We start from the raw sequence: 18,142 nt of genomic DNA, 5'->3' as shown, positions 1-18,142 counted from the left end.
GCGCGACATGCTGCGCCGCAACATACGCCTCTATCAGCCCGGGCGGCGCATCTTGAACAAGGAATCCTCCGTGATCGCAAAGTAATCCGCGGGGCCGCCGCCACGCAGGATCGGTTGCGCGCGGGCGGTCTGGTAGACGCCGTCCTCCAGCATCGCGGAGTCGATGTGGATCGCAACCGCCTCGCCGAGCACCAGCCATTGGTCGAGTTCGCGGCCTTCCTTGGTCTCGAGCCGGATCAGTTGCGTCAGCTTGCACTCGAACTGCGCGCGCGAGGCGGCGACGCGCGCCGGCTTGACGTTTGACGAGGTAGCCATCTCGAGCCCCGCGAGCGCGAACTCGTCGACGTCCGCCGGCACGCCCGCAGACGTCGCGTTCATCGCCTCGCCAAGGTCTCGCGTAACCAGGTTCCAGACGAACTCGCCAGTTGCCTCGATATTGGCGACGCTGTCTTTCCAGCCCATCGACGAGAAGCCGATGATCGGCGGGCTATAATTGAACAGGTTGAAGAAACTGTACGGGGCAAGGTTGGCAACGCCGTCCGCGGACACGGTGCTGACCCAGCCGATCGGGCGGGGCGCGACGATCGCGTTGAGAGGATCGTGCGGCAGGCGATGGCCGTTCGCGGGCTCGTAAGAATGCCATTCGGTCATACGCTTATCCCTGCTATGTAACGCTTCGACTGCCTATAGCGAAGGTCGAGCATGAACGATCCCACTGCCCTCCCCGTCAGCACTTCGGTCATCAAGCGCCATCGGCTGGCGACGCGCGTCTGGCATTGGGTGACGGTGGTGACGATGTTCATCATGATCGGCAGCGGGATCGGCATCCTGAAGGCGCATCCGCGGCTGTACTGGGGCAGATACGGCGCGAATTTCGATACCGCGTGGACGACGCTCGACCAGTGGCCGAGCTGGCTGGTGACGTTGCTCAACCTGCTGACGATCCCGACGAGCTACAATCTGGCGCTCTCGCGGCGTTGGCATCTGTTGTTCGCGCTGGTGCTCGCGTTCGCGCTGCTCGGGTTCATGGTAGTCAGCCTGGTCAACAAGCATTTCCAGCGCGACCTCCGCGTGCGTGCCGCCGATCTGTCGCCGCGCGAAGTGGTGCATGACGTGAAGGAACATCTCGCGTTCCGCTTTCACGATCCCAAGCGGCCGGGCGCGTACAACATCCTCCAGAAGCTCTCCTACGTGGTGACGATCTTCGTGCTGATCCCGGTGATGATCCTGACCGGGCTGACGATGTCGCCGGGGATGGATGCGGCGTGGCCTTGGCTGCTCGAAGTGTTCGGCGGGCGGCAGTCGGCGCGCTCGATCCACTTCATCGCCGCCACCGGGCTGGTGCTGTTCATCATCGCGCATCTGGCACTAGTGATCCTGGCGGGGACATGGAACGAGGTGAGGTCGATGATTACCGGGCGTTGGGCCGTGCCTGCGCATGCCGAGGAGGACGTCGCATGAGTTCGCTGATCACCCGCCGCTCGCTCGTTGTCGGTGCGACCATCGGTGCAGGCGCGCTGCTGACTGGCTGCGACAAGATCGCCGCAAACCCCGAGGCGCGGAAGATCCTGTTCATGGGCGAGGACATGAACCGCGGACTGCAGCGCGCGCTGAGCAACCGCAACGCGCTGGCACCCGAGTTCAGCCCGGCGCAGATGTCGCCGATCTTCCGGTCGAACGGCACGAGCAATCCGGGGACGGCGGACTATACCGCCATGGTCGCGAACAACTTCGCGGATTACCGGTTGAAGGTCGGCGGGCTGGTCGATCGGCCTCTGTCGGTCTCGCTCCCGCAACTACGCCAGATGCCGGCACGCGCGCAGATCACGCGCCACGATTGCGTCGAGGGCTGGAGTGCGATCGGCAAATGGCAGGGGCCGAAGCTCGGCGCGCTGCTCGACGCCGCCGGCCTCAAGAGCACCGCGCGCTACATCGTGTTCACTTGTGCCGACCTGTACCGCGGCGCGAATTATTACGAGTCGGTCGATCTGGTCGACGCCTTCCACCCACAGACCATCCTCGCCTGGGCGCTCAACGATCAGGTGCTCGACGTCGCGCATGGCGCGCCCGTCCGGCTGCGCGTCGAGCGACAGCTGGGCTACAAGCACGCGAAATACGTCACGGCAATCGACGCGGTCGCCAGCCTCGACGGGATCGGCAAGGGCAAGGGCGGCTATTGGGAAGATAACGTCGATTACGACTGGTACGCCGGGATCTGAGCCGTTCGGAGGGGTAGCGCAATTCCGTACCAGTCATTAGCTAACGCGGCATGGCTCTTTTCGATCGTTTCCTGGCCCGGCAGGTTAAAACCGGCGAACTCACGCTCATCCATGCGGATGGCACGACCAACCATTTTGGCAAGCCCGATGCCGCATATAACCCGGTCACGATCCGGCTGACCCAGCCCGGCGTCGCGGGCGCGATCGTCCGCCATCCGGCGCTCGGCGCGGCGGAAGCGTTCATGGATGGGCGCCTCGTGATCGATCGCGGCGACATTCGCGATCTGGTCAACCTGCTCAAGGGCAACAGCCCGTGGGAGCGTGGCGGCGGGCTCAATCCGTCGCTGCCGATCAAGCTGCTCGACAAGGTGGTCCACCGCGTCGACCGCGTGAACATGGCGCGCCGGTCGAAGAAGAACGTCGCGCACCACTATGATCTGTCGGACCGGCTGTACGACCTGTTCCTCGATGCGGACCGGCAATATTCCTGCGCGTACTTCACCGATTCCAGCAACAGCCTGGAGCAGGCGCAGTCGGATAAGAAGGCGCACATTGCTGCAAAGCTGGCGATCCAGCCTGGCATGCGCGTGCTCGACATCGGCTGCGGCTGGGGCGGGATGGCGCTGTACCTGCACGCGAAGACCGGTGCCGAGGTGCTCGGCGTGACGCTGAGCGAGGAACAGCTGAAGGTCGCGCGGCGGCGGGCCGAAGAGGCCGGCGTTGCCGACAAGGTGAAGTTCGAGCTGATCGACTATCGCGCGCTGACGGGAAGTTTCGACAGGATCGTCTCGGTCGGGATGTTCGAGCATGTCGGACCGGCGCACTACAAGGCGTTCTTCCGCAAGTGCCGCGACCTGCTGACCGACGACGGCGTGATGCTGCTCCACACGATCGGCCGGATGGGCGGGCCGGGCGTCACCGACACCTTCACGACCAAGTACATCTTTCCGGGCGGGTACAACCCTGCGCTGTCGGAAATCGTGAAGGGGTATGAGGGGCTGCGGATGTTCCCGACCGATATCGAGGTGCTGCGCGTCCATTATGCGCTGACGATCGACCAATGGTACGACCGGACGGTGGCGGCGAAGGACGCGATCGTCGCGCTGTACGACGAGCGGTTCTACCGGATGTGGACGTTCTATCTGGCGGGCGCCGCGGCGGCGTTCCGGACCGGGGGGATGGTCAATTACCAGATCCAGCTGTCGAAGAGCAGGATGACGTTGCCGTTGACTCGCGACTACATGATCGAGGGCGAGCGGGCGTTGCGGGACTAAGTCCGTTCGTCCTGAGTAGCTGCTGAGCTTGTCGAAGCGGCGTATCGAAGGATTCGCCCGGGGCAATGTCCTTCGATACGGGTCTTCGGCTTCGCTCAGCCCCTACTCAGGACGAACGGACTTTTGGCAATCATCGGGTGAGGCTCAGCGCGGCCCCTGCACGTCGGCCTTCGCGGCAGCGCGCTCGTCGCCGCCGATCTTGCCGTCCTTGTTGGCATCGTACTTCGCGAACGTCGCCGCGAGCAGCGCCTGCGCTTCGGCCTGCGTGACCTTGCCGTCCTTGTTCTTGTCCGCGCTGGTGAACCACAGGTCGGCGAGGCGCTTGGCGTGGACCGGGTCCGGACGTCCCTGTCCGCCAACCTTCATGTTGCCGATCCGCGCCTGCACTTCCGCGCGCGTGAGGACACCGTCCTTGTTCGTGTCCGACGCAGCGAACTCGGTCTTGAACTTGGCCGAGGCGGACGCGCGGGTTTCCTGCGCGAGCGCTGGCGTCGCAAGGCCGGCGAGGACGAAGAGGGTGAGGCTTTGGCGTAGCACGGTGGTTAAACTCCAGAGGATGCGAGGCGCGAATAGACCGGTTTGGTTGTACGCGCCATGAATGCGCGCGGTTGCATGAGGGCCACTCAACGCATAGGGGCGCCGCATTGGATATTGCCCGAAGGACCCTGCCCGTGACCGATCAGATCAACCGCGTCGTGCTCGCCTATTCCGGTGGCCTGGACACGAGCGTGATCCTGAAGTGGCTCCAGCAGACGTATAACTGCGAAGTCGTGACCTTCACCGCCGATCTCGGCCAGGGCGAGGAACTCGAGCCCGCGCGCGCCAAGGCCGAGATGATGGGGGTCAAGCCCGAGCATATCTTCGTCGACGATCTGCGCGAGGAGTTCGTCCGCGATTACGTCTTCCCGATGATGCGCTCGAACGCGCTGTACGAGGGGCTGTACCTGCTCGGCACGTCGATCGCGCGGCCGCTGATCGCCAAGCGCCAGATCGAGATCGCCAAGATGGTCGGCGCCGACGCGGTCAGCCACGGCGCGACCGGCAAGGGCAACGACCAGGTCCGCTTCGAGCTCGGCTATTACGCACTGTCGCCCGACATCAAGGTCATCGCGCCGTGGCGTGAGTGGGATCTCACCAGCCGCACGCGCCTGATCGAGTTCGCCGAGCAGCACCAGATCCCGGTCAGCAAGGACAAGCGCGGCCAGGCGCCGTTTTCGACCGATGCGAACATGCTGCACACGTCGAGCGAAGGCCTCGTGCTCGAGAACCCGTGGGACGAGGTCCCCGACTATGTCTACTCGCGCACCGTGAACCCCGAGGACGCGCCCGATGTCCCCGAGTACATCACGATCGATTTCGAGCGCGGCGACGGCGTCGCGATCAACGGCGAGGGGATGAGCCCGGCCACCCTGCTGTCGACGCTCAACGAGTACGGCCGCCGCCACGGCATCGGCCGTCTCGATCTCGTCGAGAACCGCTTCGTCGGCATGAAGAGCCGCGGCATGTACGAAACCCCGGGCGGCACGATCTATCACCTCGCGCATCGTGGGATCGAGCAGCTGACTCTCGATCGCGGCGCCGCGCATCTGAAGGACGAGCTGGCACCGCGCTATGCCGAGCTGATCTACAACGGCTTCTGGTTCTCGCCGGAGCGCGAGATGCTGCAGGCGGCGATCGATCACAGCCAGGAGAAGGTGTCGGGCACCGTCCGCCTGAAGCTCTACAAGGGCGGTGTGTACGTCGTCGGCCGCAAATCGGCGAACTCGCTGTATTCGGAGAAGGTCGTGACGTTCGAGGACGACCAGGGCGCCTATGACCAGCGCGACGCGGCTGGGTTCATCAAGTTGAATGCACTGCGGTTGCGGTTGCTGGGGCGGCGCGACCAGTAAAGCGGCGAGCCCCTACCAAGATTACACCTCCCCGGCGAAGGCTGGGGCCCAGTCGGGGGACGTTGCTAACGCAGGGCCGTACATCGTTACCGCGGCCTTCCCACCTGGACCCCGGCCTTCGCCGGGGAGGCCAGCTTGTGGCGCGAGGGCATGAACGCCTCTACGCTGCGCTGCGCGTTAACCACGCCTTAGGCATCCTCACGCATACATCCCGCATCTTGTGGGAAGAGTCTGCATGCCGAACACACCTGTCGACGTTGCGATCATCGGAGCCGGCCCGGCCGGGCTAACGGCAGCGTATCTGCTCGGCAAGGCGGGGTATTCCGTCACCGTGATCGAGAAGGATCCGGTGTATGTCGGCGGGATCAGCCGGACCGTCGAGCATCAGGGCTTCCGATTCGACATCGGCGGGCACCGGTTCTTCTCGAAGTCGCAGCCGGTGGTCGATCTCTGGAACGAGATCCTGCCCGATGACTTCATCGAGCGTCCGCGGATGAGCCGAATCTATTACGAGGGCAAATTCTACAGCTATCCGTTGCGGGCGTTCGAGGCGCTCGGCAATCTCGGCATCTGGCGCTCGACGCTGTGCATGGCGAGCTATGCCAAGGCCAAGCTGATGCCGAATGCGAATGTCCGCAGCTTCGAGGACTGGGTGGTCAACCAGTTCGGCCACAAGCTGTATTCGATCTTCTTCAAGACCTATACCGAGAAGGTGTGGGGCATGCCGTGCGATACGATGTCGGCGGATTGGGCGGCGCAGCGGATCAAGGGACTGAGCCTCGGCGGGGCGGTGCTCGATGGGCTGAAGCGCTCGCTCGGGCTCAACAAGCGGCCCAATGACGGGATGCAGACCAAGACCTTGCTGGAGAGCTTTCGCTATCCACGGCTCGGGCCGGGGATGATGTGGGATGCCGCGCGTGATAAGGTGCTCGCGCAGGGCAACACGATTCTGATGGGCCATGGGCTGAAGCAGCTTGCCGAGGATTCGACCGGTCGCTGGCGCGTCACCGCGACCGATCAGGACGGCGCGACCGTCACGATCGATGCAGGTCACGTAATCAGCAGCGCGCCGATGCGCGAACTCGCCGGCCGGCTGCACCCGCTGCCGACGACGTTGCCGCAGGCGACTGCGCTCCGGTACCGCGATTTCCTGACGGTCGCGCTGATGATCAAGTCGCCCGATCTGTTCCCCGACAACTGGATCTACATCCACGATTCGAAAGTGAAGGTGGGTCGAGTCCAGAATTTCCGCAGCTGGTCGCCTGAGATGGTGCCCGATCCGGACATCGCGTGCGTCGGGCTCGAATATTTCTGCTTCGAGGGCGATGGGCTGTGGGCGTCGAGCGATGCGGACCTGATCGCGCTGGCGACGAAGGAAATGGCGATCCTCGGACTGTGCGATCCGGCGCATGTGACCGGCGGTGCGGTGGTGCGGCAGGAGAAGGCGTACCCGGTGTACGACGAGGATTACCGCGACAATGTCGATGCGCTGCGCGAAGAGATCGAGGCGCGGCATCCGACCTTGCATTGCGTCGGGCGCAACGGAATGCACCGGTACAACAACCAGGATCACGCGATGATGACCGCGATGCTGACGGTGCGAAATATCCAGGCCGGTGCGCGCGTGCACGACATCTGGAGCGTCAACGAGGACGCGGAATATCACGAGGCGGGCAACGAGGGGGAACAGGCGGGGATCGCCGCGGCGCTTTCTAGCGTGCGTGAGGTGCCGGGGCGGCTGAAGGCTGCGTGATGCGGTTGCGGGTGGTTGGTTACGTGCCTTCTCTCCCGGGGCAGTGAGTTGATTGTTACTATCGCCCAGTAGCTCTACCCCGGCGAAGGCCGGGGCCCTTTTGGAAGGGTGGTCGTAACAGCGCGGTGTCCTTCATCAGCGACGTTCCCCAAATAGGCCCCGGCCTCCGCCGGGGTGGGGCGCAAGCGGAGGTAGTATGTGGGGGCGATCGTTGGAGCTGACACGGCATGAACGACGCGATACCAACCTTCGAGGCTGATCCACAGCGAACCCGCCTCTGGCCGACCGTCCTCGGCGGCTGGGCGCTAGCCGCATTCGTCCTCTGCCTCGCCTTCGTAGGTGCGATCGCGACGCTGCGGTTCCCTGATCCCGACGACGCGATGCGGCTGCTCGAAGTGCGCGACTGGCTTGGAGGGCAGAGCTGGTGGGACGTTGGCCAGCACCGGCTCAACGGCGGCGCGTTTGCGATGCACTGGTCGCGGCTGGTCGATCTGCCGATCGCCGCAGCGATGCTGCTGCTCGATCGGTTTTTCTCGACCGATACTGCGAACCGGATCGCGATGACGGTCGTGCCGCTGGTCACCCTCCTTGTGCTGATGGCCCTCGCCGCCGACCTGACGCGGCGGGTGAGCGATATCGAGCGTGCCAAGCTTGCGCTTCTGCTCGCACCGCTGTCGATCCCGATCGTCTATCAGATGCGACCGCTGCGGATCGATCATCATGGCTGGCAGGTGGTGCTGGCAATGGCAGCTACGACGCTGCTCGTCGGGCGATCCACGGCGCGAAACGGAGCGCTGGCAGGACTGGCACTCGCGACATTGGTGACGATTTCGCTGGAGGGACTGCCCATCGCGGTTGCGATCACCGGTGTAGCCGCGCTCGCCTGGGCGTGGCAGCCCGAACGCCGGTACTTCCTCCGTGCGCTCGCTGCGACCGTCTTCGCCGCCGCGCTCGCGTTGCACGTCGCCACGCGCGGACCCGGCATGTTCGCACCGGTGTGCGACGCGATGTCGCCTGCGTGGCTGGCGGTGCTGGGGGTCGCCGCGCTTTCGCTCGTCGCAGCGACGTTCGTCGATACCCGTGCCTTGTCTGGTCGGCTTGCCGCGCTCGTCGCAGGTGTGGCGCTCACGATCGCCGCTCTGCTGACGCTCGCACCACACTGCCTGCGCGGACCGTTCGCGACGCTCGATCCGCTGGTTTACCGGTTCTGGTATCTGAACGTGTTGGAGGGCATGCCGATCTGGCGACAGGAGCCGGCCTGGGCGCTGATGACGATCGGCTTCCCCGTCATCGGACTCGGTAGCTCGATCTTCGCCTGGTCGCGCAGCACTGGTGCGGTTCGCACGCGGTGGACGATCCTGCTTGCCATTCTCGCGGCTGCATTCATCCTTACGTTGTTCGTGATGCGCGCCGGAGCGACTGCCAATGCGCTCGCAATTCCCGGCGGTGCATCGCTGCTGCTCGCGATGCTGGAGCGCGCCCGGCGAGTCCGTCCAGTGCTCCTGCAGACGTTAGCAACAGCAGGAGCATTGCTGGCCATCTCGCCCGATCTCATCGTCGGCGCGGTATTCGCAGCGATGCCGGCGCGCCCTTCCCTGCACCATGCCGCGGCGGATACACATCCACCTTGCGACGGTTTCGCCGACGTTCGCGCGCTTGCCCAACTGCACCCCGCGATCCTGTTCGCGCCGATCGACGTCTCGCCCGAGATCATTGCGACCACCCGTCATCACGCAATCGCCGGCGGCTATCACCGCAACAGCGCGGCACTGCATACGGTCATGGCGGCGTTCATGGCTCGTCCCGAGGCCGCGCGCGCGTCGATCGTCGCCAGCCATGCCGCGTATCTCGTCGTCTGCCCCGGCATGTCGGAAACCGATATCTACCGGGAAGCCGCCCCGAACGGACTTTGGGCAAGGCTCGATCGCGGCGAGCGGTTCGATTGGCTGACCCCCGTGCCGATCGTCGGATCGCCGGTTCTTGCATGGCGCGTGAACAACTCGTCGCGCGCACCCTTGTCTGGAACGCCTGTCCGCCCCTAGGGTTGGACGGTATGAACATCCCGGGGGAAAAACTGCACTGGTGGCAGACGCGCGGCTTCGTCTTTGCGGTCGCGCTTGCCTCAGTGATACCATTGTTGTGGCCGGAGATTCCGCCGCTGGTCGACCTGCCCGGGCATATGGGCCGGTACCGCGTCCAGTTGGCGATCGGCGACAATCCCTGGCTTTCCCAGTGGTATAACTTCCGCTGGCAGATGATCGGCAACCTCGGCATCGACCTGTTGATCGAGCCGCTGGCGCCGATCTTCGGGTTGCAGCTGGCGGTGAAGCTGATCGTGATGGCGATCCCCGCGCTGACCGTGACCGGGCTGCTGTGGATCGCGCGCGAGGTACATGGGCGAATCCCTGCGACCGCGTTGTTCGCGCTCCCGCTCGCCTACAGTTATCCGTTCCAGTTCGGCTTCGTGAATTTCGCGCTCGGCATGGCGCTCGCGCTCAACCTGTTCGCGCTGTGGCTGCGGATGGGGCGGCTCGACCGGCGTCAGCTGCGGACCATCATCTTCGTCCCCGTCTCGTGCCTGTTGTGGCTGTGCCATACGTTCGGCTGGGGCGTGCTCGGCGTGCTCGCCTTCTCCGCCGAACTGATCCGCCAGCACGACATCCGCCGCGACAGCGATCCCAAGAGCTGGGCGCATGGCTGGTTCAAGGCGTGCATCCAGGCGGGGCTGAACTGCCTGCCGCTGGCGCTGCCGATGGTGATGATGATCGTCTGGCGGTCGGGCGATCATGTCGGCGGCAAGACGCAGGACTGGTTCAACTGGCGCTGGAAGATGAACTGGATCACGATGGTCCTGCGCGATCGGTGGATGACGTTCGACATCGCGTCGGTCACCGTGCTGTTCGTGATCCTGTTCCGCGGTGTGCGCGACCAGACGATCGAGTACTCGCGCAACCTGAGCCTGTCGGCGCTGTTCCTTGCGATCGTCTACGTGCTGTTGCCGCGGATCGTGTTCGGGTCGGCTTATGCCGACATGCGGCTCGCGCCGTTCATGCTCGGGATCGCGGTGATCGCGCTGCGGCCCCGGCATGGCCTGTCGCTGCGCGGCGCGGCGGTGCTCGCTGTGCTGGGCTTTGCGTTCTTCGGCATGCGGCTGGCGGGGACGACGGTCAGCTACCTGATGTACGATCGCAGCTACGACCAGGCGATCGCGGCGATCGATACGGTACCCGAGCGATCGCGCGTCGTGTCCTTCGTCGGGCGACGCTGTCGCGACGACTGGGCCTATTCGCGGCTCGAGCATGTCCCCGCGCTGCTGCTCGAGCGGCGTCTGGCGTTCACCAACGACCAATGGTCGATGGCCGGCGCGCAGTTGATGACGACGCAATATCCGGCGGCGAAGGGCTTTGCGCATGATCCGTCGGAGATCGTCAGCGACATCAAGTGCCGTGGCCAGTTCTGGCGGCCGATCGGGGTGGCGCTGGAGAAATTCCCGCGCGACGCGTTCGATTACGTCTGGTTGATCCACCCGCCGAAATTTGATTCCAAGCTCGTCCGCGACCTGACGCTCATCCGGCGTGATGGCACCAGCCTGTTGTACCGCGTCAACCGGGCTGCTGCTGCTCGCCCCGCCGGAACGGAGTAAGCTCGCCGAGATACTCCTGCTGCTCGGCGACGGCCTCGCGCTCGCGGACGAGATAGTCGGCGATCGCGCGGCGGAAGTTCGGGTCGGGAATGTAATGCGCGGAATAGGTCGCGACCGGGGCATAACCACGCGCGAGCTTGTGTTCGCCTTGCGCACCGGCCTCGACGGTCTTCAGGCCCCGCGCGATGGCGGCATCGATCGCCTGGTAATAGCAGAGCTCGAAATGGAGGAACGGCACCTCCTCCGTCGCGCCCCAGTATCGGCCGTAAAGCGTGTCGTCGCCGATCAAGTTGAGCGCGCCGGCGATCGGTACGCCGTCAAGCTCGGCGAGGATGAGCAGCACGCGGTCGCCCATCGTCTTGCCGATCTGGTCGAAGAACGCGCGCGTCAGGTAGGGCTGGCCCCATTTGCGGCTGCCGGTGTCCTGGTAAAAGACCCAGAACGCGTCCCAATGCTGGGGCGTGATTTCTGCGCCAACGAGGTGGCGGATCGTCAGCCCTTCGACGGCGGCGGCGCGTTCCTTGCGGATCGCCTTGCGCTTGCGGCTGGCGAGGACGGCGAGGAAGTCGTCGAAGCTGGCGTATCCCTCGTTCTTCCAGTGGAACTGCGTGCCCTGGCGGATCAGCCAACCTGCCGCCTCGAACAGCGGCACCTCGTCTGGGTCGATGAAGGTGGCATGTGCTGAGGACAGTCCGCTCTGGTCGGTCACCGCCTCCAGCGCGGCGATCAGCGCGGGGGCTTGCTCGCGGTCGCGGAGCAGCAGGCGTGGGCCCGGTACCGGGCTGAACGGTGCGGCGATCTGGAGCTTGGGGTAATATTGCCCCCCCGCCCGCTCCCAGGCGTCGGCCCAGCCCTGGTCGAAGACGTATTCGCCCTGGCTGTGACTCTTGGCATAGGCGGGGGCGATTCCCGCCGGTTTGCCGTCGGGGCCGTCGACCACCACCGGCAGCGCTTGCCAGCCCGAACGGCCGCCGACGCTTTTGGAGGTTTCGAGGGCGGAGAGGAAGGCGTGGCCGACGAACGGGTTGGCGGTGCCGGAGCACGCTTCCCAATCCTCGGCCGCGATCGAAGTGACGCCTTGGGCGATGCGGGCTGTGACGGCGTTCATTGCCGCCTAGGTAGAGACGCGAGGGCGAGCCTCCAAGAGCCAGAGATGGAGACGCGTGCCCGCCTCCGGGGCGGTCAGGCGGAAACCTGCACGATCGCGTCGATCTCGACGGCGGCGCCGAGCGGGAGAACGGCGACGCCGACCGCCGAGCGCGCATGCTTACCGATGTCGCCGAACAGCGCCACCATCAGGTCGGACGCGCCATTGGCGACCTTGGCCTGATCGGTGAAGTCGCCGGTCGAATTGACGAACACGCCGAGCTTCACGATCCGCTCGACGCGGCCGAGCGTGCCGAGCGCTGCCTTCATCTGTGCGACAAGCATCAGCCCGCAGAGCTTGGCAGCCTCCTGCGCGTCGTCGAGCGAGACGCCGTCGCCAACCCGGCCGGTTACCAGTGCGCCGTCCTTGAACGGCAACTGGCCCGAGATGTGGAGCATGCCGTTCGTCAGCACGGTCGGGACATAGGACGCCACGGGTGCGGCAGCCTGCGGGAGGGTGAGGCCCAGCTCTTCGAGCTTGCGGTCGATACGATCGGTCATGGCGGAGGTATCACCACAGCGGTGGGGGATGGGTCAAGGGACTCGCCACCCCGCCCGTCATTCCCGCGCAGGCGGGAACCCATACTGGCTAGTGGTCATGATCGAAGCGGTAGCGCGTTTGGGTCCCCGCTTCCGCCGGGATGACAGATGAGGCGGAAGAGTTTTCTTCACTGCACTTACTGTTCTCCCGCGAAGGCGGGAGTCCAGGATCACGGACGATGACGATCTTGGCTCCTGGGCCCCGCGTTCGCGAGGAACAAGAAGGGCTCAGGCGTCCGCTGGCAAACCCGCTTCGAACCGCGCGGAAATCCAGTCCGCGGCTTCACGCCAGTCGTCGATCCGCGCATGAGCCTCGGGCGCCTTCGGCACGGCCACCGCCAGCGTCGGCTCCGAGACCATGTGCAAACGGTGCACCCCCGGCGCATGCTTCGCGACCGACTCGTGATGCACCGCCAGATCATCGATGAAAACCGTCACCGGAGCCCCGTATTCCTCGACCAGTCGCGACACCGGCGTACCCTTGCCACCCTGGTTGCATTCTACCCGATGCGCGATCCCGAACTTCGCCAGCTGTTCGATCCGCGGCTGGCGGCATTCATCCTGGAGGTTGGTGAGGATGACGATGTCCGCCACCTGCGCCAGCCGCTCCAGCGCCTCGACCGCATGCGGGACCAGCGTCTGGCGGTGCATCTCGGCGGGGAAGAACTCGCCCAGCATAGCCCACATATCCTCGCGCGAGGGCGGCGGGCCACCGTCACGCCGTGTCATCGCGGTCGAGAAATCACCATGCTGGATCGCGAAATCGATGTCGTGGCGCTCGTCGAGCCACACGCCGAAATGCTTGACCATGTGCAGCAGCACTTCGTCGCAATCGCTGATCAGCAGCGGCCTCATGCTTGAAATCCTCCTTGATCCAGTCTGGCGTGCGCGCGGACCAGCGCCTCGGGCTTCACGCCGAGCGATTCGGCACACGCGATCAAGTCCGGCTCGTGGTTTTCGAGGAACCCCAGCGCGGCTGACAGCACCGTCGGGTCGCTCGCCCTTGCGCGGAGATCGTGCGGCTCGAGTCCGGTCACCGACAACAGCCGCATCGCGCGGTCGGGTTCGCCCAGCGTCCATACCAAAGCGCGCAGGGCGAGCGCTTCGGCGTCTTCGTTTGAATCGCGGTCGCGCATTGCCTATCGTGCCTTCTTTCCGGATAAGGTGCGGCGGTGACAAAGAAGGTGCTCGTTGTCGAGGACAACGAACTGAACCTCAAACTATTCTGCGACCTGTTGCGCGCGCATCAGTTCGCCGTCGAGCCCGTGCGCGACGGCCGCGAAGCCGTTGCGCGTGCTCGCGATTTCGTGCCCGACCTGATCATCATGGACATCCAGATGCCGCACGTCACCGGCTACGAGATCATTCTCGAACTGAAGGCGGACGAGGAACTGCGCGCGATTCCCGTGATGGCGGTGACGGCGTACGCGGGGCGCGAGGATGAGGAGCGGATACGGGCTGCGGGCGCGGATTCGTATGTGTCGAAACCGATCAGTTTGGCGCGGTTCATGGATGCGGTGGGGGCGTTGATCTAACCAGCCGAACCGTCCAATTTTCCGCTCGTGCTGAGTAGCAACCGAGTAGCTGCGCCAGCAGCGTATCGAGGGCTCGTATCGAAGCATGGGTTCCCCGCGCCAACCTGTCCTTCGATACGCCCTCTCGATACGCCGCCTACGGCGACTACTCGATGGCTACTCAGGACGAACGGGAGGAACGAAACCACAAACGCCAAAGGCCGCGGAGTTACCCGCGGCTTTCCGGATCGTCGCAATCAGTCGGCGGCTCGCACCGCCAACCCGATTACTTGATCTTGGCTTCCTTGAACTCGACATGCTTGCGCACGACGGGATCGTACTTCGAGAAGGAGAGCTTCTCCGTCTTGGTACGGGGATTCTTCTTGGTGACGTAGAAGAAGCCGGTGTCAGCGGTGCTGAGCAGCTTGATCTTTACGGTGGTCGGCTTGGCCATGAGCCCAATTCCTATGGCTTGAAAATGCGAAAGCGGCGAACTCGCGCCGCCGCTCCATCAGGGGCGGCGCATGGCGGACGTAGCAGGCCAAGTCAAGCTTTACCCCGTCGCTGCAGGGCGAGACCGGTCATTTAACCCGCTATTCACTGTCCGAGGCGCATTGTACCGTCAGATAAAGACAGGAGCGGGATCGTGGGGCAGGCGCTAGTTCGAATCGACGACATGATCGCGGTGAAGGCCGATCTCGCTGCGCGAATCGCCGCGATCGATGTCCGAGCCCCCTATTCCCGCCCCTGCGACATCGCCACCGAGATCGATGCGATCCGCGTGATCGCGCATACCAACGGGCTCAACCCCGCGGTCACTGTCGCGCACTTCGTCGATTCGGCCCTGTCGCGCGGCGAACATGGCGCGCTGGTGCATGGCTGGCTGTCGATCCTGCGCGATGCGGTCGGGTGTGAGCGGCAGGACGTCCAGGCGTGCCACGTGTTCGCCGCCGCCTGTTCGGTGCGTCTTGCGGGATAATCCATGGACGCCTTGATGGCGGCGCTCGTCGCGGCCGCGCTCGCGCAGGTCGGCGATCGAACGGCGTGGCTCGCGGCGATCCTGTCGGACCGGTACGCGAAGCCGGGACTGGTAATCGGCATGGCGGCGCTGGCTTTGGTCGCCGCAAGCGGTCTGGCGGCGATCCTCGGTGCGGTGATCGGGCCCAAGCTCGCCCCTAATGCACAGCAACTCATGCTGGCGCTCGCATTGCTGCTGCAGGGCGGTGGATCGTTCTTCCCGGCCAAGGCACCCGAGCGGCTGGATCGCTGGCAGATTGGCGCGATCGCCACTACCGCGCTCGGTCTCTTCATCCTGGCATTCGGCGACGGCGTGCAGTTTATCGTGCTGACGCTCGCCGCGCGGACGCCCGTTCCGGCGCTCGCCGCGATCGGCGCGACGATCGGCTCGCTGGTCGTTATCGTTCCGGCCGCACTGATGGGCGAGACTGCGTGGCTGCAACTGCCGCTGAGGCCGCTGCGCATCGCCATCGGCATCGTGTTCCTGGTCTTCGGCATTGTCCTGGCGCTTGGCGGCTTGCGATTGGTCTAGCGTCGGTTGGTCTAGCCGGGGAGCAATTCTGCGTTCGGATCGTTCACGCAACGACTTTCAAACGGAGCTAGACATGGCCGACATCAACCCTGCCCTCGACACCCCGACTGACCTGCCGCGCAATAGCACCAAGTCGGTCGCCGACGCGCTGAACGCCGCGCTCGCCGATTGCTACGCGCTGTACCTCAAGACCAAGAACTTCCACTGGCACATGTCGGGGCCGCATTTCCGCGACTATCATCTGCTGCTCGACGACCAGTCCGCACAGATCATCGGCGTGACCGACGCGATCGCCGAGCGCGTGCGAAAGACCGGCAACACGACGCTGCGTTCGATCGGTGACATCTCGCGCCACCAGACGATCGCCGACAACGACATGGCGTTCGTCGGCCCGACCGAGATGCTCGCCGAACTGCGCGTAGACAATCTGAAGCTCGTCGAGCAATTCCGTATCGTTAAGGACGCCGCCGACGCCGCCAAAGACAACGCTACGAGTGGTATCGTCGACGAGTGGACCGATCATGCCGAGGAGCGTGCGTGGTTCCTGTTCGAGGCGAGCCGCAAGGCCTGATCGTTACGCCTGGGGAACCAACCAGGCGCCAAGCCGGTTGAGCGATCCTATCAAACAGGAGGTCGATATGTTGAAGCTCGCAATTACCTTTCTCGTCATCGGCGCAGTCCTCGCGCTGCTCGGTTTCGGCGGCATCGGCGGTGCATTCATCGGCATTGCCAAGGTCCTGTTCTTCATCGCGATCGCGCTGTTCTTGGTCTTCCTCGTGCTCGGCCTCCTTGCGGGCAAGGGCATCAAGAACGCGGTCGACTAACGCGACGAACTCTACCGCTCGATCACGACCGTCGTCGGACCATCCGGCGGCGGTCGTTTCGCATGTGCATCCCTTCGGGTGGCAGGCGCGTTTACCGATGATGCACGCTTTTGCCGCCCTGCTCGACTCGCTCACCTACACCCGGTCGCGCAACGCGAAGTTGAAGCTGATCGCGGATTACCTGCGCGCAACGCCCGATCCCGATCGCGGCTGGGCGATGGCGGCGTTAACCGGCGATCTCGATCTCAAGGGCGTGAAATCGGCGGTCATTCGCGGGCTGATCGAGGAGCGCGTCGATCCGGTGCTGTTCCGGATGAGCCGCGATTATGTCGGCGATACCGCGGAGACGGTGGCGTTGCTCTGGCCCGAACCGACGGTGCCGGTCGACCCCACCCCCCTGTCGATAACCGATGTCGTCGAGCGGTTGGCGGCGCTGTCGCGTGCCGATGCCCCCGGTGCATTGGCGGATATGCTCGACCGATCCGATGCGGAAGAGCGGTTCGCGTTGCTCAAGATGGCGACCGGCGCGCTGCGGATCGGCGTGTCGGCACGACTGGCGAAGACGGCGCTGGCGGACGCATTCGGGCTCGATGTCGATGCGGTCGAGGAGGTCTGGCATGGGCTGGATGCGCCGTATCCGAGCCTGTTTGCCTGGGCCGAGGGAACGGGCGAGCAGCCGACGCCGGCCGACGTGCCCGTGTTCCGGCCGTTCATGCTCGCGCACGGACTGGAGGATCTGCGTGTCGATCTCGCCGACTATGCGGCCGAGTGGAAATGGGACGGCATCCGCGTCCAGATCGTCCATGTCTCGGGCGAAACGCGACTCTACAGCCGCACCGGCGACGACGTGACCGGTAGCTTCCCCGAGATCGCCGCCGCGTTTCGGACGCCGGGGACGGTCGACGGCGAACTGCTGGTGAAGGGCGAGCATCAGGGCGGCACGCTTGAGGATGGCGGCGGCGCCGCGAGCTTTAACGCGCTCCAGCAAAGGCTCGGGCGCAAGACCGTGTCCGCAAAGATGCTGACCGAGTACCCCGCGTTCGTCCGGCTCTATGATCTGTTGATCGACGGTCAGGAGGATCTGCGCGCACTGCCGTGGACCGAGCGGCGCGCGCGGCTGGAGGCGTTCGTGCCGCAACTCGATGCCGAACGGTTCGACCTGAGTGCGGTGATCGAGGCGGACGACTTCACCGCGCTTGAAGCAATCCGTGCGACTTCGCGCGACGCGGCGATCGAGGGCGTGATGCTGAAGCGCCGCGACTCGCCGTATGTGGGCGGGCGGCGCGCCGGACTCTGGTATAAATGGAAGCGCGATCCGCTGACCGCCGACTGCGTGATGATGTACGCGCAGCGCGGCTCGGGGCGGCGTTCGTCCTATTATTCGGACTATACGTTCGGCTGCTGGACCGAGGACGGCGAACTGCTCCCGGTCGGGAAGGCGTATTCCGGAATCACGGACGAAGAGCTCAAGATGCTCGACAGCTTCGTGCGCAACCATACGCAGAACCGGTTCGGGCCGGTACGCGAGGTCGAAAAGACGCTGGTTCTGGAAATCGCATTCGATTCGCTGCACGATTCGAAACGTCACAAATCGGGCGTGGCGATGCGTTTCCCGCGGATCGCACGGATCCGGACGGACAAGCCCGCAGCGGAGGCGGACCGGATCGAAACGCTCAAGCGGATGATCACGTAATGCGCCGCCACGCCGCGCGCGTGGTTGCCGTACGGGATTTCCCCGCTATCGCCGCAACTTGATCCGAAAACCCTGCGCGCAGGCGGTGGGTGTCGCAG

General features: G+C 64.8%; 20 protein-coding genes. 13 read left to right on the top strand and 7 right to left on the bottom strand.

Translation table 11 applies throughout. The features are described 5' to 3' along the window. Positions 1–33: 33 nt before the first annotated feature. The gene (locus O6W96_RS12470) at positions 34–651 is read right to left on the bottom strand and encodes a flavin reductase family protein (RefSeq protein WP_353469842.1); all 618 of its coding nucleotides are present in this window, start codon (positions 649–651) and stop codon (positions 34–36) included. A 51-nt stretch (positions 652–702) separates the two neighbouring features. On the opposite strand from O6W96_RS12470, the gene O6W96_RS12465 reads away from it, so the two are divergent. The 3 genes from O6W96_RS12465 to O6W96_RS12455 are packed head-to-tail and all read left to right on the top strand — an operon-like array spanning position 703 to position 3,493. Then, positions 703–1,461, top strand: coding sequence for a cytochrome b/b6 domain-containing protein (locus tag O6W96_RS12465; protein WP_353469841.1), 759 nt, complete (start codon positions 703–705; stop codon positions 1,459–1,461). Beyond that, the gene (locus O6W96_RS12460; RefSeq protein WP_353469840.1) at positions 1,458–2,219 is read left to right on the top strand and encodes a molybdopterin-dependent oxidoreductase; all 762 of its coding nucleotides are present in this window, start codon (positions 1,458–1,460) and stop codon (positions 2,217–2,219) included. Before O6W96_RS12465 ends, O6W96_RS12460 begins: the two co-directional genes overlap by 4 nt. Before the next feature lie 50 nt (positions 2,220–2,269). Beyond that, complete coding sequence (locus O6W96_RS12455) at positions 2,270–3,493, top strand: cyclopropane-fatty-acyl-phospholipid synthase family protein (protein WP_353469839.1); 1,224 nt, start codon at positions 2,270–2,272, stop codon at positions 3,491–3,493. A 144-nt stretch (positions 3,494–3,637) separates the two neighbouring features. Here the strand turns inward: O6W96_RS12455 and O6W96_RS12450 are convergent, their stop codons facing one another. Then, positions 3,638–4,030: an EF-hand domain-containing protein gene (locus tag O6W96_RS12450; protein WP_332755841.1), complete on the bottom strand. Its 393-nt coding sequence runs from the start codon at positions 4,028–4,030 to the stop codon at positions 3,638–3,640. Between the two features lie 134 nt (positions 4,031–4,164). Here O6W96_RS12450 and O6W96_RS12445 point away from each other — a divergent pair, with 134 nt between their 5' ends. From O6W96_RS12445 to O6W96_RS12430, 4 genes are all read left to right on the top strand, one after another. Next, complete coding sequence (locus tag O6W96_RS12445) at positions 4,165–5,382, top strand: argininosuccinate synthase (RefSeq protein WP_353469838.1); 1,218 nt, start codon at positions 4,165–4,167, stop codon at positions 5,380–5,382. Positions 5,383–5,617: 235 nt separating this feature from the next. Beyond that, positions 5,618–7,135, top strand: coding sequence for an NAD(P)/FAD-dependent oxidoreductase (locus O6W96_RS12440; protein ID WP_353469837.1), 1,518 nt, complete (start codon positions 5,618–5,620; stop codon positions 7,133–7,135). A 227-nt stretch (positions 7,136–7,362) separates the two neighbouring features. After that, the gene (locus O6W96_RS12435; RefSeq protein ID WP_353469836.1) at positions 7,363–9,177 is read left to right on the top strand and encodes a hypothetical protein; all 1,815 of its coding nucleotides are present in this window, start codon (positions 7,363–7,365) and stop codon (positions 9,175–9,177) included. Between the two features lie 11 nt (positions 9,178–9,188). After that, complete coding sequence (locus O6W96_RS12430; protein ID WP_353469835.1) at positions 9,189–10,778, top strand: hypothetical protein; 1,590 nt, start codon at positions 9,189–9,191, stop codon at positions 10,776–10,778. Here the strand turns inward: O6W96_RS12430 and O6W96_RS12425 are convergent. The 4 genes from O6W96_RS12425 to O6W96_RS12410 all read right to left on the bottom strand — a co-directional run bounded on the left by O6W96_RS12425 (position 10,738) and on the right by O6W96_RS12410 (position 13,600). Then, positions 10,738–11,886: a GNAT family N-acetyltransferase gene (locus tag O6W96_RS12425; RefSeq protein ID WP_353469834.1), complete on the bottom strand. Its 1,149-nt coding sequence runs from the start codon at positions 11,884–11,886 to the stop codon at positions 10,738–10,740. The two genes, O6W96_RS12430 and O6W96_RS12425, sit on opposite strands and share 41 nt — an antisense overlap. 74 nt (positions 11,887–11,960) lie before the next feature. Continuing rightward, entirely contained in the window at positions 11,961–12,425 is a 465-nt protein-coding gene (locus tag O6W96_RS12420) for a RidA family protein (RefSeq protein ID WP_353469833.1), read from the bottom strand. Positions 12,426–12,692: 267 nt separating this feature from the next. Beyond that, positions 12,693–13,319 (bottom strand): HAD family hydrolase, encoded by a 627-nt coding sequence (locus tag O6W96_RS12415; protein WP_353469832.1) that lies wholly within the window; start codon positions 13,317–13,319, stop codon positions 12,693–12,695. Continuing rightward, positions 13,316–13,600 carry a DUF3572 domain-containing protein gene (locus tag O6W96_RS12410; protein WP_353469831.1) on the bottom strand — a complete coding sequence of 95 codons (285 nt, stop codon included), beginning with the start codon at positions 13,598–13,600 and terminating at the stop codon, positions 13,316–13,318. The genes O6W96_RS12415 and O6W96_RS12410 overlap by 4 nt, the downstream gene beginning before the upstream one ends. Before the next feature lie 36 nt (positions 13,601–13,636). On the opposite strand from O6W96_RS12410, the gene O6W96_RS12405 reads away from it, so the two are divergent. After that, entirely contained in the window at positions 13,637–13,999 is a 363-nt protein-coding gene (locus tag O6W96_RS12405; protein ID WP_132742468.1) for a response regulator, read from the top strand. Positions 14,000–14,264: 265 nt separating this feature from the next. On the opposite strand, the gene rpmG is transcribed toward O6W96_RS12405, so the two are convergent. Next, complete coding sequence (gene rpmG / locus O6W96_RS12400; RefSeq protein ID WP_055881863.1) at positions 14,265–14,432, bottom strand: 50S ribosomal protein L33; 168 nt, start codon at positions 14,430–14,432, stop codon at positions 14,265–14,267. 192 nt (positions 14,433–14,624) lie between these two features. On the opposite strand from rpmG, the gene O6W96_RS12395 reads away from it, so the two are divergent. From O6W96_RS12395 to O6W96_RS12375, 5 genes are all read left to right on the top strand, one after another. Then, on the top strand, positions 14,625–14,957 hold the full coding sequence (locus tag O6W96_RS12395) for a hypothetical protein (protein WP_353469830.1): 333 nt from the start codon (positions 14,625–14,627) through the stop codon (positions 14,955–14,957). A 3-nt stretch (positions 14,958–14,960) separates the two neighbouring features. Further along, positions 14,961–15,527: a TMEM165/GDT1 family protein gene (locus O6W96_RS12390; protein ID WP_353469829.1), complete on the top strand. Its 567-nt coding sequence runs from the start codon at positions 14,961–14,963 to the stop codon at positions 15,525–15,527. Between the two features lie 73 nt (positions 15,528–15,600). Continuing rightward, complete coding sequence (locus O6W96_RS12385; RefSeq protein ID WP_353469828.1) at positions 15,601–16,098, top strand: Dps family protein; 498 nt, start codon at positions 15,601–15,603, stop codon at positions 16,096–16,098. 67 nt (positions 16,099–16,165) lie between these two features. After that, entirely contained in the window at positions 16,166–16,351 is a 186-nt protein-coding gene (locus tag O6W96_RS12380; RefSeq protein WP_353469827.1) for a DUF1328 family protein, read from the top strand. Positions 16,352–16,451: 100 nt separating this feature from the next. Then, a complete protein-coding gene (locus O6W96_RS12375) occupies positions 16,452–18,044 on the top strand; it encodes a cisplatin damage response ATP-dependent DNA ligase (protein ID WP_353469978.1) in 1,593 nt (530 codons plus the stop codon). The last annotated feature ends 98 nt before the right edge of the window (positions 18,045–18,142 follow it).

Source organism: Sphingomonas faeni (genome assembly GCF_040407495.1).
In the GTDB taxonomy this organism is placed as follows: Bacteria; Pseudomonadota; Alphaproteobacteria; order Sphingomonadales; family Sphingomonadaceae; genus Sphingomonas; species Sphingomonas faeni_D.
Note: the sequence above shows the minus strand (reverse complement) of the source record. Positions and strands in the feature narration are given on the sequence as shown.

What these genes read in the sequence shown, in the direction of transcription:
- O6W96_RS12415 (WP_353469832.1), bottom strand. Translation starts at nt 13,319, where the DNA reads ATGAGGCCGCTGCTGATCAGCGATTGCGACGAAGTGCTGCTGCACATG.
- O6W96_RS12390 (WP_353469829.1), top strand. Translation starts at nt 14,961, where the DNA reads ATGGACGCCTTGATGGCGGCGCTCGTCGCGGCCGCGCTCGCGCAGGTC.
- O6W96_RS12470 (WP_353469842.1), bottom strand. Translation starts at nt 651, where the DNA reads ATGACCGAATGGCATTCTTACGAGCCCGCGAACGGCCATCGCCTGCCG.
- O6W96_RS12430 (WP_353469835.1), top strand. Translation starts at nt 9,189, where the DNA reads ATGAACATCCCGGGGGAAAAACTGCACTGGTGGCAGACGCGCGGCTTC.
- rpmG (WP_055881863.1), bottom strand. Translation starts at nt 14,432, where the DNA reads ATGGCCAAGCCGACCACCGTAAAGATCAAGCTGCTCAGCACCGCTGAC.
- O6W96_RS12380 (WP_353469827.1), top strand. Translation starts at nt 16,166, where the DNA reads ATGTTGAAGCTCGCAATTACCTTTCTCGTCATCGGCGCAGTCCTCGCG.
- O6W96_RS12435 (WP_353469836.1), top strand. Translation starts at nt 7,363, where the DNA reads ATGAACGACGCGATACCAACCTTCGAGGCTGATCCACAGCGAACCCGC.
- O6W96_RS12385 (WP_353469828.1), top strand. Translation starts at nt 15,601, where the DNA reads ATGGCCGACATCAACCCTGCCCTCGACACCCCGACTGACCTGCCGCGC.
- O6W96_RS12410 (WP_353469831.1), bottom strand. Translation starts at nt 13,600, where the DNA reads ATGCGCGACCGCGATTCAAACGAAGACGCCGAAGCGCTCGCCCTGCGC.
- O6W96_RS12465 (WP_353469841.1), top strand. Translation starts at nt 703, where the DNA reads ATGAACGATCCCACTGCCCTCCCCGTCAGCACTTCGGTCATCAAGCGC.
- O6W96_RS12375 (WP_353469978.1), top strand. Translation starts at nt 16,452, where the DNA reads ATGCACGCTTTTGCCGCCCTGCTCGACTCGCTCACCTACACCCGGTCG.
- O6W96_RS12420 (WP_353469833.1), bottom strand. Translation starts at nt 12,425, where the DNA reads ATGACCGATCGTATCGACCGCAAGCTCGAAGAGCTGGGCCTCACCCTC.
- O6W96_RS12440 (WP_353469837.1), top strand. Translation starts at nt 5,618, where the DNA reads ATGCCGAACACACCTGTCGACGTTGCGATCATCGGAGCCGGCCCGGCC.
- O6W96_RS12455 (WP_353469839.1), top strand. Translation starts at nt 2,270, where the DNA reads ATGGCTCTTTTCGATCGTTTCCTGGCCCGGCAGGTTAAAACCGGCGAA.
- O6W96_RS12425 (WP_353469834.1), bottom strand. Translation starts at nt 11,886, where the DNA reads ATGAACGCCGTCACAGCCCGCATCGCCCAAGGCGTCACTTCGATCGCG.
- O6W96_RS12460 (WP_353469840.1), top strand. Translation starts at nt 1,458, where the DNA reads ATGAGTTCGCTGATCACCCGCCGCTCGCTCGTTGTCGGTGCGACCATC.